The 15,803-nt window shown below is 69.7% G+C and carries 12 protein-coding genes; 4 read left to right on the top strand and 8 right to left on the bottom strand.

The genetic code is table 11. From position 1 onward, the window contains the following. The first annotated feature begins 13 nt into the window (after window positions 1–13). Window positions 14–2,785: a LuxR family transcriptional regulator gene (locus EDD92_RS37160; protein ID WP_123968360.1), complete on the top strand. Its 2,772-nt coding sequence runs from the start codon at window positions 14–16 to the stop codon at window positions 2,783–2,785. Here the strand turns inward: EDD92_RS37160 and EDD92_RS37165 are convergent. Together EDD92_RS37165 and EDD92_RS37170 are read right to left on the bottom strand one after the other, a co-directional pair. After that, window positions 2,782–4,347, bottom strand: a complete 1,566-nt coding sequence (locus EDD92_RS37165) for a cytochrome bc complex cytochrome b subunit (RefSeq protein ID WP_123968361.1) — start codon at window positions 4,345–4,347, stop codon at window positions 2,782–2,784. The genes EDD92_RS37160 and EDD92_RS37165 overlap by 4 nt on opposite strands. Then, on the bottom strand, window positions 4,344–4,589 hold the full coding sequence (locus EDD92_RS37170) for a WhiB family transcriptional regulator (RefSeq protein WP_123968362.1): 246 nt from the start codon (window positions 4,587–4,589) through the stop codon (window positions 4,344–4,346). Before EDD92_RS37170 ends, EDD92_RS37165 begins: the two co-directional genes overlap by 4 nt. A 192-nt stretch (window positions 4,590–4,781) precedes the next feature. Here EDD92_RS37170 and EDD92_RS37175 point away from each other — a divergent pair, with 192 nt between their 5' ends. Then, window positions 4,782–5,633 (top strand): sigma factor, encoded by an 852-nt coding sequence (locus tag EDD92_RS37175; protein ID WP_123968363.1) that lies wholly within the window; start codon window positions 4,782–4,784, stop codon window positions 5,631–5,633. Here the strand turns inward: EDD92_RS37175 and EDD92_RS37180 are convergent. Continuing rightward, entirely contained in the window at window positions 5,590–6,549 is a 960-nt protein-coding gene (locus EDD92_RS37180; protein WP_123968364.1) for a sigma-70 family RNA polymerase sigma factor, read from the bottom strand. The two genes, EDD92_RS37175 and EDD92_RS37180, sit on opposite strands and share 44 nt — an antisense overlap. Before the next feature lie 187 nt (window positions 6,550–6,736). On the opposite strand from EDD92_RS37180, the gene EDD92_RS37185 reads away from it, so the two are divergent. Continuing rightward, on the top strand, window positions 6,737–7,198 hold the full coding sequence (locus EDD92_RS37185; RefSeq protein ID WP_123968365.1) for a hypothetical protein: 462 nt from the start codon (window positions 6,737–6,739) through the stop codon (window positions 7,196–7,198). Window positions 7,199–7,208: 10 nt separating this feature from the next. Here EDD92_RS37185 and EDD92_RS37190 read toward each other — a convergent pair whose 3' ends face one another. From EDD92_RS37190 to EDD92_RS37205, 4 genes are all read right to left on the bottom strand, one after another. After that, window positions 7,209–7,550, bottom strand: a complete 342-nt coding sequence (locus EDD92_RS37190; RefSeq protein ID WP_185124242.1) for a hypothetical protein — start codon at window positions 7,548–7,550, stop codon at window positions 7,209–7,211. Window positions 7,551–7,585: 35 nt separating this feature from the next. Further along, the gene (locus EDD92_RS37195) at window positions 7,586–8,941 is read right to left on the bottom strand and encodes an NAD(P)/FAD-dependent oxidoreductase (protein WP_123968367.1); all 1,356 of its coding nucleotides are present in this window, start codon (window positions 8,939–8,941) and stop codon (window positions 7,586–7,588) included. 71 nt (window positions 8,942–9,012) lie between these two features. Beyond that, window positions 9,013–9,414 (bottom strand): DUF1003 domain-containing protein, encoded by a 402-nt coding sequence (locus EDD92_RS37200; RefSeq protein WP_260327011.1) that lies wholly within the window; start codon window positions 9,412–9,414, stop codon window positions 9,013–9,015. A gap of 85 nt (window positions 9,415–9,499) precedes the next feature. Continuing rightward, entirely contained in the window at window positions 9,500–9,910 is a 411-nt protein-coding gene (locus EDD92_RS37205) for an SsgA family sporulation/cell division regulator (RefSeq protein ID WP_185124243.1), read from the bottom strand. 294 nt (window positions 9,911–10,204) lie between these two features. Between EDD92_RS37205 and EDD92_RS37210 the strand changes: the two genes are divergently transcribed. Next, window positions 10,205–12,961, top strand: coding sequence for an AAA family ATPase (locus EDD92_RS37210; RefSeq protein WP_123968369.1), 2,757 nt, complete (start codon window positions 10,205–10,207; stop codon window positions 12,959–12,961). On the opposite strand, the gene EDD92_RS37215 is transcribed toward EDD92_RS37210, so the two are convergent. Continuing rightward, window positions 12,958–15,789 carry an AAA family ATPase gene (locus tag EDD92_RS37215; RefSeq protein WP_123968370.1) on the bottom strand — a complete coding sequence of 944 codons (2,832 nt, stop codon included), beginning with the start codon at window positions 15,787–15,789 and terminating at the stop codon, window positions 12,958–12,960. The two genes, EDD92_RS37210 and EDD92_RS37215, sit on opposite strands and share 4 nt — an antisense overlap. Window positions 15,790–15,803: the final 14 nt, after the last annotated feature.

The following is a 15,803-nucleotide window of genomic DNA, read 5'->3' on the forward strand; positions in this document are numbered from 1 at the left end:
GTGGGAGGCTGCCATGACGAGCCGCGGTTCAGGAGCCGGACTCCTCGGCAGGCAGAACGAGCGTCGGGCCCTCGACGACCTCCTGGCGGGCGCCAGGGAGGGGCGCAGCGGAGTCCTGGTCCTGCGGGGTGAGGCGGGGATCGGGAAGACCGAGCTGCTGAAGTACCTGCTGGGGCGCGCCACCGGATGCCGCACCGTCAGCGCCGTCGGCGTCCAGTCCGAGATGGAGCTCTCCTACGCCGGCCTGCACCAGCTCTGCGCGCCACTGCTGTCTGGACTCGACAACCTCCCGGAGCCGCAGCGCGACGCACTGCGCACGGCGTTCGGGCTGCACGGCGGGCGCGCGCCCGACCGGTTCCTGGTCGGGCTGGCCACGCTGAGCCTCCTCTCGGAGGCCGGCGGGAGCGAGCCGCTGGTCTGCGTCATCGACGACGCGCAGTGGCTGGACCGGGTCTCCGCACAGACCCTGGAGTTCGTCGCCCGCAGGCTGCTGGCGGAATCGGTCGTGCTCGCCGTCGCCGTGCGCGAGCCGACCACCGGTGAGATGTTCACCGGCCTCCCCGAACTGCCCGTGACCGGGCTGTTCGAGGACGACTCCCGAAAACTTCTCGCCTCGGTCGTCACCGGCCCGCTCGACCGCAGGGTGCGTGACCGCATCGTCGCCGAGACCCGCGGCAACCCACTTGCCCTGCTCGAACTGCCGCACACGCTCACCGCGTTGGACCCGGTCGGCGACATCGGGCGCCCCGGCGCGGGGTCTGTGGCGAACCGGCTGGAGCAGGACTTCCTCCGCCGCGTCCAGGCGCTGCCGGCCGAGACTCAACGCCTGCTGTGCATCGCCGCCGCCGAACCGGTCGGCGACGCGACGCTGCTCAGGCGTGCAGCCGAGCGGCTGGGAATCGCCGTCGACCCGGCCGCGGCGGACGCCGAGGCGTCGGGATTGATCACCCTCGGCGCCTGGGCGCGCTTCCGTCACCCGCTGGTGCGTTCGGCGGCCTATCGCGCGGCAGGCCCGGACGACCTGCGCGAGGTGCACAGAGCTCTCGCGGACGTGACCGACGCCCGGCTCGATCCGGACCGTCGGGCATGGCATCTGGCGCGTGCGACGGCGGGACCCGACGAGGCGGTGGCCGCCGAGCTGGAGCGTTCGGCGGACCGGGCGCAGGCACGTGGCGGAGTCGCCGCGGCGGCGGCCTTCCTCGACCGGTCCGCCCAGTTGACGCCCGACCCCACGCGCCGTGGAGGCAGGGCGCTGGCGGCGGCACACGCCAAATACCAGGCCGGCGCTTTCGACGCCGCGCGGGAACTGGCGGGGGCGGCCGAGCTGGGTCCCCTCGACGACCTCGGAGCCGCACGGTCGACCCTGCTGCGCGGTCGGATCATGACCGCGTCCCACAGCGCCGGCGCCGGCCTGCCGCTGCTGCTCGAAGCGGCCCGGCGACTGGAGCCGCTCGACGCCGGGCTCGCCCGCGAGACGTACCGGGACGCGATCTACGCGGCCCTCACGGCTGGCCGGCTACCGCAGGGCAAGGGGATCCTCGAAGTCGCCCAGGCCATTCTCGCAACGCCCGCGCCCGCCGAACCGTCACGCGACGATCTCCTTCTGTACGGCCAGGCGCGGCTGACCACAGAGGGCTACGCCGCGGGCGCGCCGATGCTGCTCAGGGCGCTGGCGGCGTTCCGCGACGGCGGGATCTCACCGAAGGAAGGGCTCGGCTGGCTCCCGCTCGCATGCCGCCTGGCCCACAGCACATGGGACTTCGATAGCTGGTCGGTGCTCTCGGCACGGCTGGTCGACCTCGCGCGCGAGACGGGAGCCCTGTCGGTGCTGCCTTCGGCACTGCTGCTCCGTCTGTCGAACCGGGTCTTCGCCGGTGATCTCGCCGGTGCCGGCTCTCTGGTTGCGGAGGCGACGGCGATCGGTGAGGCGACCGGCAGCAGTTTCTTCGCGCACTACAGCGCGCTGGTCGTCGAGCCCTGGAAGGGCAGGGAGTCCACGACCCGACAGGCGATCGACGCGGTCACCCAGGACCTGCTCCTGCGCGGGGAAGGCAAGGTGGAGACCGCCACGCAGTGGGCTGCGGCGTTGCTCTACAACGGCCTGGGCAGGTACGCGGAGGCGTACGCGGCCGCCCTACGGGGCTGCGAGAACCCGCAGGAACTCGGTCTCTCCCTCCAGTCCACGGTCGAGCTGATCGAGGCTTCCGTACGACTGGGCAGACCCGCGGACGCCGTCGCGGCGGTGCGCAGAATCAGCGACATGGCGCAGGCCGCCGGTACCGAGTGGGCTCTCGGCACCGCGGCAGGCGTCCATGCTCTGGTGAGCGAAGGGCAGGTCGCCGATGCCCTGTACCGTGAGGCGATCGAGCGGCTCGGTGGCACCGGGGTGCGGATGGACCTCGCCCGGACCCACCTGCTGTACGGGGAGTGGCTGCGCCGCGAGAACCGCCGAGCCGACGCCCGTGCTCAACTGGGCATCGCGCACGACATGCTCAGCCACATCGGAGCCGGGGCATTCGCCGAACGGGCGCGCCGCGAACTTCAGGCGACGGGAGCGAGGGTCCGCAGGCATTCCGCCGCGACGCAGGTGGCCCTCACCCCTCAGGAGGAGCAGATCGCCCGCCTGGTCCGGGACGGTCTCACGAATCCCGAGATCGGCGCCCAGTTGTTCATCAGCCACCACACGGTGGAATGGCATCTGCGCAAGGTGTTCTCCAAGCTCGGCATCACCTCCCGCAAGGAGATCCGCACCATACGGCTCGCCGGCGAGGCGGCGTCGGCCTAGGCATGGTCGTCGGTGCGCCCCTTGTGCAGCGCCTGGTATTCCTGCGCGGTCGGCTTGTCGATTTGCGCCCCTTCTCCGTAAAGGATCTCGCTGATCAGGGAACGCAGCTGCTGGGTGAGGCGGACACCGAGAACGAGCGGCTTGTACTGCTCGTGCTGGGTGAGGACGTGGAGTTGTTCCTGGCTGAGCGGCTCGTGCACCTCGACGAATTCACCGTTGGGCATGCGTTTGATGATGCCGGTCTCACGTCCGTGCAGGACTTTGTCGCGATCGCTGCGCTGAAGGCCGAGCGTCAGTCGTTTGGTCAGCGCATAAGTCGCGACCGGAACGACGATGAGTCCGATGCGGACCGCCCAGGTCACCGACTCGACCGGGACATGGAAACGGACGGCGATGATGTCGTTCGCGGCGCCGATCAAGGACACCAGGTAGAAACTGAGCCATGCGACGCCAAGTGCCGTTCGTACGGGACGGTTACGTGGTCGGTCCAGAAGGTTCTGCTCACGCGTGTCGCCGGTCGCCCAGGACTCGATGAACGGATATGCGCCCAGGGCGAGGAAGAGACCGACACCCACAGTCAACGGAATCAGGTTGTCGAGCGCCAGGGTATGACCCCAGAAGCTGATTTCCCAGCCCGGCATCACCCGAAGCAGTCCGTCCGCCACGCCCATGTACCAGTCGGGCTGCGACCCGGCCGAAACCTGGTCGGCACGGTAAGGCCCGTACTGCCAGACGGGGTTGATCTGCGCGACCGAGGCCATGACGAAGATGGCACCGGTCACCAGGAGGAAATACCCGGAGGACTTGACTATGCGTACCTTGGCCGGCACTCCCACGACATTGCTGTTGGTACGTCCACGGCCCGGGTACTGGCTGTGCCCGTGGTAGAGCATGAGGGCCAGATGGGCGGTCAGCAGTCCCACCATGAGGCCGGGGATGACCAGCACGTGGATGGTGTCGAAGCGGGCCACCAGCTCGCTGCCGGGGAACTCGCCTCCGAAGAGGAACATCGACAGGTACGTTCCGACGACAGGAATGGACAGGATCGTTCCGTTCACCACGGCGAGACCGGTCCCGGAAAGCAGGTCGTCCGGGAGGTCGTATCCCGTCAGTCCGGCGAACATGGCGAGGACCAACAGCAAGAATCCGAACACCCAATTGAGTTCGCGTGGCTTGCGGAAGGCGCCCGTGAAGAACACCCGCATCATGTGGGCGAGCAGGGCGGCGACGAAGACCAACGCCGCCCAGTGATGGGCCTGCCGGATCAGCAGACCGCCGCGGACGTCGAAGGATATGTGCATGGTCGAGTCGAAAGCCTCCGACACCATCTGGCCGCGCAGGGGTGCGTAACTTCCGTTGTACTGCACCTCCTTCATTGACGGATGGAAGTAGAAGGTCAGATACACGCCCGTGACGATGAGAACGACGAAGCTGTAGAGACAGATCTCCCCCAGCATGAAGGACCAGTGGTCCGGAAACGCTCGTCGTGCCTTTTCTCTGACCAGTCGGCGGACGCCCAAGCGCCCGTCGGCCCAGTCGGCGACCCTTTCCCCCGTGTTCATTTCACTGCCACCCGGGTCTCGATTCCACGCATCACTCGGCGTTCGCTTTCCGTCGTTCCGCCCCAGATGCCGTCCACGCGTCCCGCCCGCACGGCCCAGTCGAGGCATTGCTCTGCGACGGGACAACGGCCGCAAACAGCCTTCGCCTCGTCGATCTGCCGGAGTGTGGGACCGCTGTTGGATATGGGGAAGAAAAGCTCGGGATCTACGCGCAGGCAAGCTGCCCGTTCACGCCATTGCATGGCATGGTCACCTCGTTCAGCAGTCAAGGGAAAAGAAGTGTGTCGCTGTCCTGTAGGACCGGGCAGCCGTCGCATGTGTGACACACGGCCGCGACGAGCCCGTGTCACACGATCCGGGAGTTCCCGGTCTTACGGGTTGAGCCGACGCCCCTGCCGCGTGCGGGGCAGCGCGAGCGAGAGCGAGGATGCCCCATGGACCGGAGCGATGCGGTGCCGATCGACGAGCTGTGGGAGGAGCGTCGGTTCCTGCTCGATGTCGCCCACTGGATGCTGGGCGACCCGGGCGCGGCGGAAAGCGTCGTCGACGAGGCATATCACCGGTGGTACGGGCTGTCCGACGCGGCACGTCGGCAGGTCACCGTCCCCCGGTCCTGGTTGGCGAAGACCGTGGGCGGGATCTGCCTGGACCGCCTCGCACGGCCCGGCCGGGGTGAGGCCGGCCCCGAGGAGGGGCACGGGGCACGGCCGTCGGAGGTGGAGGAGGAGGCCGGGCGGGTCGTCCTGAACGCGCTGGAATCGCTGCCGTCTGCCGAGCGCGCCGCGTTCGTGTTCAGTGCCTTCGGGATGGCCCCGGGCACGGTCGCCGCCATCGTGGGCCGCACGGAGCCGGAGCTCGCCGAACTCGCCGAACGGGCCCGGCAGTGGCTGCGGCTGCGGCGCACCCGCTCCACGACACCGCGGCAGCATGACGCCGTCGCCCGCGCCGTGCGCCGGGCGTGCGTCGCCGAGGATGGCGAGCTGCTCACGTCGTTGCTGTGCTCGGACGCGACGGCGTTCTTCGACGGTGGCGGCAAGGTACGGGCGTTGACCGGACCGGTCCACGGCTGTCGGCCGGTCGCCGACAGCCTGTTGACACTCCTGACCCGAAGCCCGCACACCACCCTGACCACCCATTCCGTCAACGGCCGGACCGGCCTCGTCGCCCGCTACGGCTGCCGGGTCGCCGCTGTCATCAGTCTCGATGTCTCGGATGACCGTGTCGCCCAGGTCTGGGTCATGCTCAATCCCGACAAGCTGCGGTCCTGGAACCAGCGCCGTACGTGAGACCAGGGGTGGCTGCGAAACGGGAACGCGAATCGAGGAAGGCGGCGATCTTGCTCGGCGTGAACACCCACAGCACCTGGTGAATGCCGTGTTTTGAGGCGGACGCGGTCATGAAAGCGAGGGTCCGGCCGTCCCGGTGGATCAGGACGCCCGTAGCGCCGTTGGCATCGATCAGCTCGGGCACAGTCTCGCGCCACAACTGCCGGTAGACCGAGAGCCTGGCCACCCGGGCACGGCCCAGCACAGGTACCCGGGCACAGCCCCGCATGCCGTTGCCGTCGGAGAGGCTGACGACATCCGGCGCGAGCAGGGCTTCCAGTGATGCCACGTCTCCCGTTCTGGCCGCTGAGACGAAGGCGCTGAGGAGGCGTCGGTGTTCGGCCGCGTCCACGGTCTCCCGCCGCTCGTCCAGCAGGTGCCGACGAGCACGGCTGACTATCTTCCGCACATTGGCGAGGCTGACCTCGAGCATGTCGGCGATCTCGGCGTAGGCGTAGTCGAACGCCTCGCGCAGTACATAGGCGGCGCGCTCGACGGGAGTCAGTTTCTCCAGCACCAACAGCAGCGCCATCTCCACTGCCTCCGCGCGCACAGCACCGACCTCGGGGTCCGCGCTCGTGTCGACGGGTTCCGGCAGCCACGGTCCGATGTACGTCTCCCGACGCACGCGCGCCGACTGCGCGACGTTGATGGCCAGGCGGGTCGTGGCGCTCGACAGGAAGGCCGCAGGACTCAGTACCACCGAGCGGTCGGTCTTCTGCCAGCGCAGCCACACCTCCTGGACCACGTCCTCGGCCTCGACCGTGCTGCCGAGTATGCGGTAGGCGATCCCGAAGAGCCGCCTGCGGTGGTGGACGAAGACGGCGACAGCGTCCTCGAGGTCGTCAGGTGTGGTGAGGGACGGTTCGACATACATGATCCATTGGCCTCCGTTGTTACGGTTCATCCGCTGCAGGGACCGCGTCCGACGGGCGCTTGTGACAGAAATGGACGATGCTCTTTCACGGGCCCGCGAAATCCCACTGTTCGAGACACTGAGATGCTCTGTCTGACACTCGAAGCACTGCATATGATGTCGACAAGGGTTGAGGAGGGGAAAACTCATGGTCTCCGCGAGCCGTGCGGCACACAGCATCGAGGTCACCGCCGAGGGGCTTCAGGAGGAACTGGCCCGGCTGCAGTTCCAGAAGCAGGCGCTGGAAAGGGAGTTGGCGGCGGTCGTAGCACATCTCGGCTCAGTACAGCGGGCCCTCGGCGCTCTCGAGAGCGCGCTGGTCACTCCGCGCGCCGCTGCCCAGGTGGACGAGCACACCGAGCCCAGCGCCTCACGGACGGACACCGATGCGGACGCGGACAAGCAGTACGGAAAGCTGACCGAGCAGATCATGGCGTACTTCGCCAAGGTCGGTGACGTCGAGGTACGTGCCCGTGAGGTCGCGGCGGCGCTCGGCCGTGACGCCGACAGCGGAAGCATCAACGCGGTCCGCAGCACACTCGATCGCCTCGTCGCCTCCTCCCGCATCCAGCGCGCCGGCCGGGGCCTGTATCGCACCGGGCGTTCCTAGCGCTCGGCGGTCACCGCGACGATCCCAGGATCACCACGACGCACGCGATCATCGCCAGGGTGATCAGCGCCATCCCGGTGAGTGTTCCCCGCAGCCATTGCCGGATCCTGACGTGGTGTTGCGCTTCCATCGCATCGACGCGCTCGGTGATGTGATCGGTCACCATGCGGGCGACGTGTTTCTGCTCTTCGACGTACCACTGCTCGATGTCCCGCTTCTGCTCGGGGGTGAGTCCCTCCACACGCGCGGTGAATGCCGCCACGCGGCGGAGGGTCGCTCCCCTGTGAGCCTCCCGGTACAGGAAACCCTCGATGTCGGGCAGGCCGCGGGCGGCCTCCTCACGCGCGGCCATGGCGTACCCCCTATGGAAACGAGAACCCCACATGGTCATGCTGTGCTGCCTTCCTTCGCGCGGCGGCCACTTGGGTTCTCCGTCCGCCCACCTGTGACGAAGGCGTCCCGCGGGTGCTGGACGGAGGCGAGAGACACGAGATCCCGGCCTGTCAGGGCCGCGGTGAGCCACACCGCCAGAACGCGGATCTTGCGTTCCCAGCTGGGCACCGCGAGCACGTGATAACCCCGGTGCATCAGCCACGCCGGGAATCCCTTGATGACGATGCCCTTGTACTGGAAGATGCCCCGCCCCAGTCCCAGCGTCGCCACCACGCCCAGGCTGCCGTGCCGGTAGTTCCTCACTCGCCGCCCGCGCAGGTCGGCCACGAGGTTCCTGGCGAGACGCCTGCCCTGTCGCACGGCGTGCTGGGCGTTCGGCACCGTGCGCGCGCCCGGCACCGGCGAGGCCAGATCGGGGATGGACGCGTCGTCGCCGGCGGCCCACACGTCCGGCACGGGTTCGGCGTCGGTGCCTACGCGTAGATCGGCGCGGACCAGCAGCAGGCCGCGCTCGTCGAGAGGCAGGTCCGTATGGTTGTGCACGACCGGGTTCGCGGCGTTGCCGGCGGCCCAGACGATCAGCTCGGAGTCGTACTCCGCTCCGTCGGAGAGGACGACGTGGCCGTCCTCGGCGGACAGCAGTTGCGTGTTGAGATGGACATGTGCGCCGCGGCGTTCCAGGTGGTGTACCACCCAGGCACCCGGCTTGTCGCTCACCTCGGGCAGGATGCGGCCCCGGGCCTCGACCAGATGGAAGGACAGGTCGTCGACGGTCAGTTCCGGATAGGACCTGAGCATCCCGGTTGCCAGTGAGAGCAGTTCACCGAAGCCCTCGACGCCGGAGAACCCGCCTCCCACGAACGTGACGGTGAGCAGCTTTCGCCGTTCGGGGCCGGCCGGCAGCGACGCGGCCTGGTCGAACGCGGTCATCAGCCGGTCCCGGATCGCCACGGCCTCCTCCACGTGCTTGAGGCCGATGGCCTTCTGCGCGAGTCCGGGAATGGGGAAGGTGCGGGTCACGGCGCCGGCGGTGACCACGAGGATGTCGTAGCGCAGTTCGTAGGCGTCTCCGCGCACCGGGCGGATGGTCACCGTACGGTCCGCGTTGCTGATCTCGGTCACGGTGCCCGCGATCAGCCGGGTGCCGCACAGGTGCCGCCTCAGTGAGACGACGGCGTGACGTGCCTCCACCGAACCGGCGGCCACCTCGGGCAGGAAGGGCTGATAGGTCATGTACGGGCGCGGGTCGACGACCGTGACCCGCGCCTCGCCCGGACGCAGCTTCTTCTGCAGGCCCCACGCGGTGTAGAAGCCCGCGTAGCCGCCGCCGACGATCAGAATCTCTCGCATGACTGCCTCTGCTTGTTGTCCGTCACCATGTAGACCGAGCGGGCCGGGCCGATGTGACATGCATCGGCGACTCAGGCCGTGCTGGTGGGCACCTGCTCGGCGTTCTCGCCGGTGTCCGTCTCACCCGCGGCCACGGCATTCACCGCTCGGTGGATCTCGACGGTGAGCGTGTGGACGAGTTCCGTGAGCTGCGTGTTGTGACGCAGTTCGAGCTCCTGCGCCTCGTAGTCGTGATCGGCCTTCTTGCGGGTGAACTCGGCCTGTCGGTTCTGGCCGATCATCACGAACGTGGACGGGAAGATGGCTTCGAGTGAGACGATCAGTGTGAGCGTCGGCCACGGGCTCTTCTCCGCCCAGACGATCCACACCGCGAACACGACCACGTGGATGTAGACGAACCACATCGATCCGGCGAACCGGGTGATCCAGTCGGCCATCCGCAGCTGGACGTCCTTGGCGCGCTCGTTCTGCACCTCGAGATAGGCGGGGTGCCTGTGGGCGGCCGCTGACGGGGTCCGCGACCTCGTACGGCGTCGGTCCGTCCGGCCCGGACGGCCCCTATCGAAGCGACTCACCGGGGCCGCTCAGGAGTTGGTGGACGGCTCCGTCCATGTCCAGGTGGCACTCCTCGGTACCGGTGGGCACCACCGCGAGGGTTCGTCGCAGAAAGGCCCCGAGGGCTCGTGCCGAGGTGGTCACCACGACCGCTTCCTGCTTCGGACACGGGCACAGTGCGATGTGCACCTGGTCCGCCCCCGGGTCCCGACAGGGCCAGACCTGGACGTCGCCGACGCCGGTGAGCTTCCCCAGCCCGTCCAGGAGAAGATCGCGACCGATCACCCAGCGCACGGTCGTGTCAGTGCACATGTGGAACGTCAGGGACACCGCGTAGGGATCGGCTGCGTCGTAGGACAGATCCAGCATCACCTGCCGGTCCACTCCTTCGGCGACGATCAGGCGGACAAGCATCCGGCACACCACCGGCGTACAACTGTCGGGTTCTCTCATCACATCACCGCTCGTTAGATCTGTGGGATCGAGGGAGGTTCGGAGGGCACACGGTGTGATGCGTCCTGCGCCGCTCGTGTGATTCAGGGACATCTCGATTCTGCGAGACCCTCAAGGGCTCGCACCATCAGTCAAATGACCCGCACGTCGCCGCGCAGTCACGTGACTGATGTTTGTCCTCGCCGGCCGGTGCACGGTGAGCCCAAGCCTTCCCGCCATACAGTGGGAAGGGCGGCGCAAACGTACGGAGTACCCATGTCACTCGGCTCGCGCGTCGAACGGTTGCCCAAGACCCCTGCTGCGGACGCCGGTCAGCCCTCTGAGGTGGTGGGGCGTGCGCGGCACCTCCGGGAGATCACGGCGCTGCTCGGGCAGGGCTCGGCCGCGGGCCGTGCGCTGCTGCTCTCCGGGGAGCCGGGCGTGGGCAAGAGCGCCCTGCTCGGTGAGGTCGCCGGGGGCATGTCCGGGGCGGGTGCCCGGGTGCTGTCGGCCGTCGGGGTCAGGTTCGAGGCCGAGCTCGCCTACGCCGGACTTCATCAGTTGCTGTTGCCGCTGAACGACCGGATCGAGCGCTTGGAGGACAGGCATCGGAGGGTTCTGCGCAGTGCGCTGGGCTACGGGGGCGATCCGGTGCCCGACGGTCTGCACGTCTCCGACTCGGTGATCTTCCTGCTGCGCCAAGTGGCCACCGAACGCCCTGTGTTCATCGTCGTGGACGACCTCGGCTGTTTCGACCGGGCCAGTTCGGCGGTGCTGGGCTTCGTCGTCCATCGGCCGGCGGGCAGCCGTATCGGATTCCTCGCCGCCTGCAGATCGGGAGCCGAGACCTTCTTCGAGCGAGCCGGGCTCACCGAGTACGAGCTGCCGCCGCTGGATCGCGACGCGGCCGTGGAACTGCTCGCAGTCCGCTTTCCGGGGCTGGCCGGACCGGCGCGGGACCGAGTCCTGGCGCAGGCGCAGGGCAACCCGCTGGCGCTCGTGGAGCTGGCCGCCGCGCTGAGCGGCCCGCAACGCGACGCGCTGACCGATCTGCCCGACGTACTGCCCCTCTCCCCACGCCTTCGCAGCCGCCACGCTTCGCGCGTGGCCCGCCTTCCGGCCGAGTCGCGCCGGCTCCTGCTGCTGCTCGCCCTCGACGGCACCGGAGATCCGGGCGTCCTCCGTGCCGCATCGGGCGACCCGAAGGCTCTTACGGCACTGTCAGCGGCGGAATCGGATCGTCTGATCACCTTCGACGACACGAACCGTCGGGTCGCCTTCCGTCATCCGCTGATGAGGGCCGCGGTCGTCGAGGCCAGTACCCTGACCGAGCGCTGCCAGGCCCATCGCACGCTGGCCGAGATCCGCGCGGAGGCACCCGAGCGGCGGGCCTGGCACCTGGGACGGGCAACCCTCGTTCCCGACGAGCGTGTCGCCGCCCTGCTGGAGGAGGCCGGGCATCGTGCCGCCCGGCGAGGTGACGCCACGGCAGCGGTCGCCACCTTTACCAGGTCCGCCGAACTGAGCCCTCGCCGCGCGGACCGCGCACGCCGACTGACCCGGGCCGCATACCTCGGTGCCGACGCGACCGGTGAGCTGAGCGCGGCGTCGGAACTCCTCGACCGCGCCCGGTGCGCGGACCCGGATCTCACCGGGTCGCCGTTGACCGCCGCCACGGCGGCTCTCCTCCTGCTCAACGGCGGTGACGGCGACATCGACATGGCCCACCGTCTCCTGGTGGAGGCCATCGAGACGGGCAGGCACGGATACGACGCCGAGGACGACGCCCTCATCGAGACACTGCGCATACTGGAGTTGGTGTGCTGGTCCGGGGGTCGGGATACCTTGTGGAAGCCCTTCCACGCGGCTCTCGACCGTCTGAAGCCGGCTGCACCGCCGCTGCTCTCCACCTGCGGCAGGACGTGGAGGGACCCGGCCGGCGCCAGCTCGGTCGGCCGTCACGACATGGCCCCCGTCCGCCTCGACCGGCTCACGGAACTGCGGGACGTCTCTTGGGACGCCGTCCGTCGGGGACGCCGGGGCGGCCATGTGCGCCGGCACATCGACGCGCTCATGCACCTGTGCCTGCAGGATTTCCCGGCCGGCCGGTGGGAGGAGGCCGAAACGCTGGCCGCCGAGGGCCTGAGGATCTGCGAGGAGCGCCAATACCCCTTCTTCTCCTGGTATTTCGAGTACCACCAAGCCCTGCTCGCCGCCGTCCACGGGCACTTCGAAGAGAGCCGGAGTACGGCCGACCGAATCGCGCAGTGGGCCGTGCCTCGCGGAGTCCTGGCGGCGGCGGTCTTCGCCGACCATGCGCGGGTCCTCGCCGAACTCGGTGCCGGCGACTACGAATGCGCGTACCGCCACGCCGTGGCGATCAGCCCTGCGGGCCGACTCGCGCCCCACGCTCCGTACGCGCTGTGGTTCTGCATGGACCTGGTGGAAGCGGCGGTGCACACCCGGCGCACCGCTGAGGCGGAGGCACACGTGCGTGCGATGCGGGAGGCCGGTGTCGCGGCTCTCTCCCCGCGGCTGGCGCTGCTGGTGGCGGGCTCGGCCGCGCTGGTCGCACCCGATGAAGGCGCGGTCGGGTGCTTCGAGCAGGCGCTGGCCCTCCCGGGAGCACAGGACTGGCCCTTCGATCTGGCACGGATCCGGCTGGCCTACGGGGAGCGTCTGAGGCGCATGCGCTTCGTCACGGAGGCCCGAGCCCAACTGGACGCGGCGGCCGAGGTGTTCGAGTACCTGGGCGCCCGGCCGTGGGCCGACCGGGCCACGGGCGAACTCCGTGCCACCAGCCGGTCCCGCACCGGAGCGAAGCACGGTTCCGTGACCCTCACCGCACAGGAGCAGGAGATCGCCGCACTCGCCGCTTCCGGGTTGACCAACAAGCAGATCGGCGAACGTCTCCACCTTTCGCCGCGAACCGTTGGTACGCACCTCTACCAGTTGTTCCCGAAACTCGGAATCGCCTCACGTGCAGCACTGAGGGACGCGCTTGCGTCCCTTCCGGGAAGCAACGCCTTCTAGGTCTGCGAAGAGGTGGGAGACCGTTCCGTCCGGGACTGCTCAGGCAGCAGTGCGGCGAGGGCCTCGCCGAGGGTGACACGCGAGGTGATGCCGAGCTTCCGGAAGATCCGGTTCAGGTGGGCCGACACGGTTCGGTGGGAGAGGAACAGACGTTCGCCGATCTGCTTGTTGGTCAGCCCGGTCGCGGCGAGCGTGGCGATCTGGTGTTCCTGCTCCGTGAGCGGACTGGCCCTCAGGTCCTGGTGGGCCTCCCAGGTGGCGTTACGGCCAGTCGCCCGCAGCTCTTCGGCCGCCCGCGCGGCCCAGGGGGCGGCCCCGAGACGGCGGAAGGTCTTGAGGGCGGCGGCGAGGTGCGTCCGGGCGTCCTTGGCGGCCCGTGTGCGACGCAGGTGCTGTCCATATGCGAGGCGGACCCGGGCGAGGTCGAAGGGCCAGCGCTCGGCACCGGGAACAGCGAGCGCTTCCTCGAAGGCGTCGCCAGCCCGGTCCCCGGGGGCGGCGACCGCGGCCGAACCGGCGGTGACCAGTGCCAGGCGGCCGGAGATACCGGGAAGGCCGGTCTGCCGCATCACGGCGACATGGGCGAGTGCCTCGGCTCGGCGTCCGCTGCGCACGGCGGCTTCCACGAGGTCCATGGGGACCCACAGAGCCAGCGGGGCATGGGGGGCCAGCACGCCTGAAGGGCTGATCGCCGAGGCGTCGAGGTAGGCGTCCTCGTGGTCACCGCGGCCCAGGGCGGCCAGTGCCGTCATGTGCCGCGCGAAGTGCTCGACGGTCCGAGCGCCGCGGGGTGCCGCCCACTCCGTGATCCTCTCTGCCAGCTCCTCCACCGTGCCGTCGTCGCCCCGCGCCGCGGCCAGCAGGCCCTGGGCCCGGTGGAACTGCTGGGCCAGCATCTGATAGCCGTGGGCCTCGCACAGCGCCAGCCCCTCCTTCGCGAGACGGCCGCACTCGTCCCATCGACCCGTCATGAAGTCGTCCAGGCACAGCACCACCAGCGCGATGAGCGCCGACGTGACCGCGCCGCCTTCGCGCCCGTCCTCGACGACGGGCCAGAGCGCCGCACGGCACCCGGTCGCCCGGTCCACGAAGAGTGCTGCCATCGCGACCCGTTCGATCCGGCTCGGGTCGGTCTCCCGGTGCAGGTCGTGGATGACCGCGTCGAGCAGGCCGAGGGCTGTCGGGGAGGAGCGTGCCGGGTCGGAGTAGACGTCGCCGAGCAGTTCCTGGAGGGGAGGCATCGGCACGGTCAGCTGCGACACGGCGGCCTGGTACGCGTCCCAGAACTCGGGTCTGCCCGCGCACAGACACACCCTGCGCAGGGTGCACAGCGCCTCGAAGAGCGCCTCGTCGTCGCCGTCGGACCTGCCCTCGCGGGTCGTGATCGCACCGACCAGCAGCCGGTGCGCGGTGTTGACATCACCGTCGCGGTTGAGCAGCACCTGGGAGGCCGCGGCCGCCGCCCGCAGCGATCCCCTCAGTTCCGGGTCGGCACGCCGGGCCTCCACAAGCAGTTCGGCCGCCGTGCGCAGCTCGCCGGCGACGTCCGCGCCCACGAAGGCGGCTTCGGCGAGCCGTCTGCCACGGTCCGCGGGGCCGGGCGTGAGGTCGGCGGACCGTACCAGCGCGTTGAAGGCGCCGACGGCGTCGCCGCGCCGGCGGGCCCGGTGTGCGGTGTCCTCGAGGAGCGCGGCGACCTGCTCGTCGGGATCCGGCGTGGCCTCGGCCAGGTGCCAGGCCCGGCGATCGGGTTTACTGGTCAGCGCTTTGGCCAGCGCCTGGTGGGCGTCCAGGCGCTGACCGCTGGTCGAGCCCGACACGACGGTCGCGCGGATCAGCGGATGGTGGAAGGACAGCCGCCCCAGCCCTCGGTGTTCGATCCGCAGCAGCTGCGCCCGCTCCGCGGGAGCGAGAAGGGCCAGTACGTCCTCGCTGGGGGCGGCGGCCCGCAGGACCGACAGGTCGCCGCCGCCCTCCAGCGCGGCCAGGAGCAGCAGCCGGCGGGTGGGGGCCGGCATCTCCGCGACCCGGCAGCCATACAGGTCCCGCAGTCGACGGCTGAGCGGGAGCACCCCGGACAGCGGCACTCCCGCACTGCCTCGCGAGTCGCCGAGCGCGGCCGGCAGTTCCAGCAGCGCCAGCGGGTTGCCCCGCGCCTGCGCGAGGACGCGACGCAGCTCCTGCCCGGCGAGCAGCGGGAAGCGGGTGCCGACCAGGGCGGCTGCCGCCCTGTCGTCCAGTGGAGACACGGTGAGCTCGGGAAGCCCCGCGCGTTCGAAGAAGCTCTCGAACCCCGGCCGCGAGGCCGCCAGAAGGCCCACTCGGCTCCCAGTCAGCCGCCGGGCGACGAACGCGAGCGCCGCGGCGCTCGCCCGGTCGACCCATTGCAGGTCGTCGATGACCAGCAGAACGGGACGGCTGCTCGCCGCCCGGCGGAGCAGCGCCAGTACCGCCCCGTAGAGGACCAGTCGATCCACCGGGGCACCGTCACCCGCGCCCAGCGCCACGGTCAGGGCCTCGCGGTGCACCGGGTCAAGCCCGCCGTACTCGTGCAGCAAGGGTTCGAGTACGTGGTTGAGTCCGGTGAAGCTCAGATCCGCGAGGAACTCGACCCCGTCGGACCGAAGGACCAGCGCACCGGCCGCCGTCGCCGCCGAAGCCGCGGCATCCAGAAGCACGGACTTACCGACACCCGGCTCCCCGGACAGCACCAGAACCCCACCGCGCCCGAGCACCTGGTCGACGTACGACCTGAGCAGCTCCAGTTCCCGGTCGCGTCCTACCAGCACCTCGGTCGTGCTGCGCGGCACCGACCCATGACCGGCCACAGCGGCCCCCTTCG

This window comes from Streptomyces sp. TLI_185, from assembly GCF_003814765.1.
In the GTDB taxonomy this organism is placed as follows: domain Bacteria; phylum Actinomycetota; class Actinomycetes; order Streptomycetales; family Streptomycetaceae; genus Streptomyces.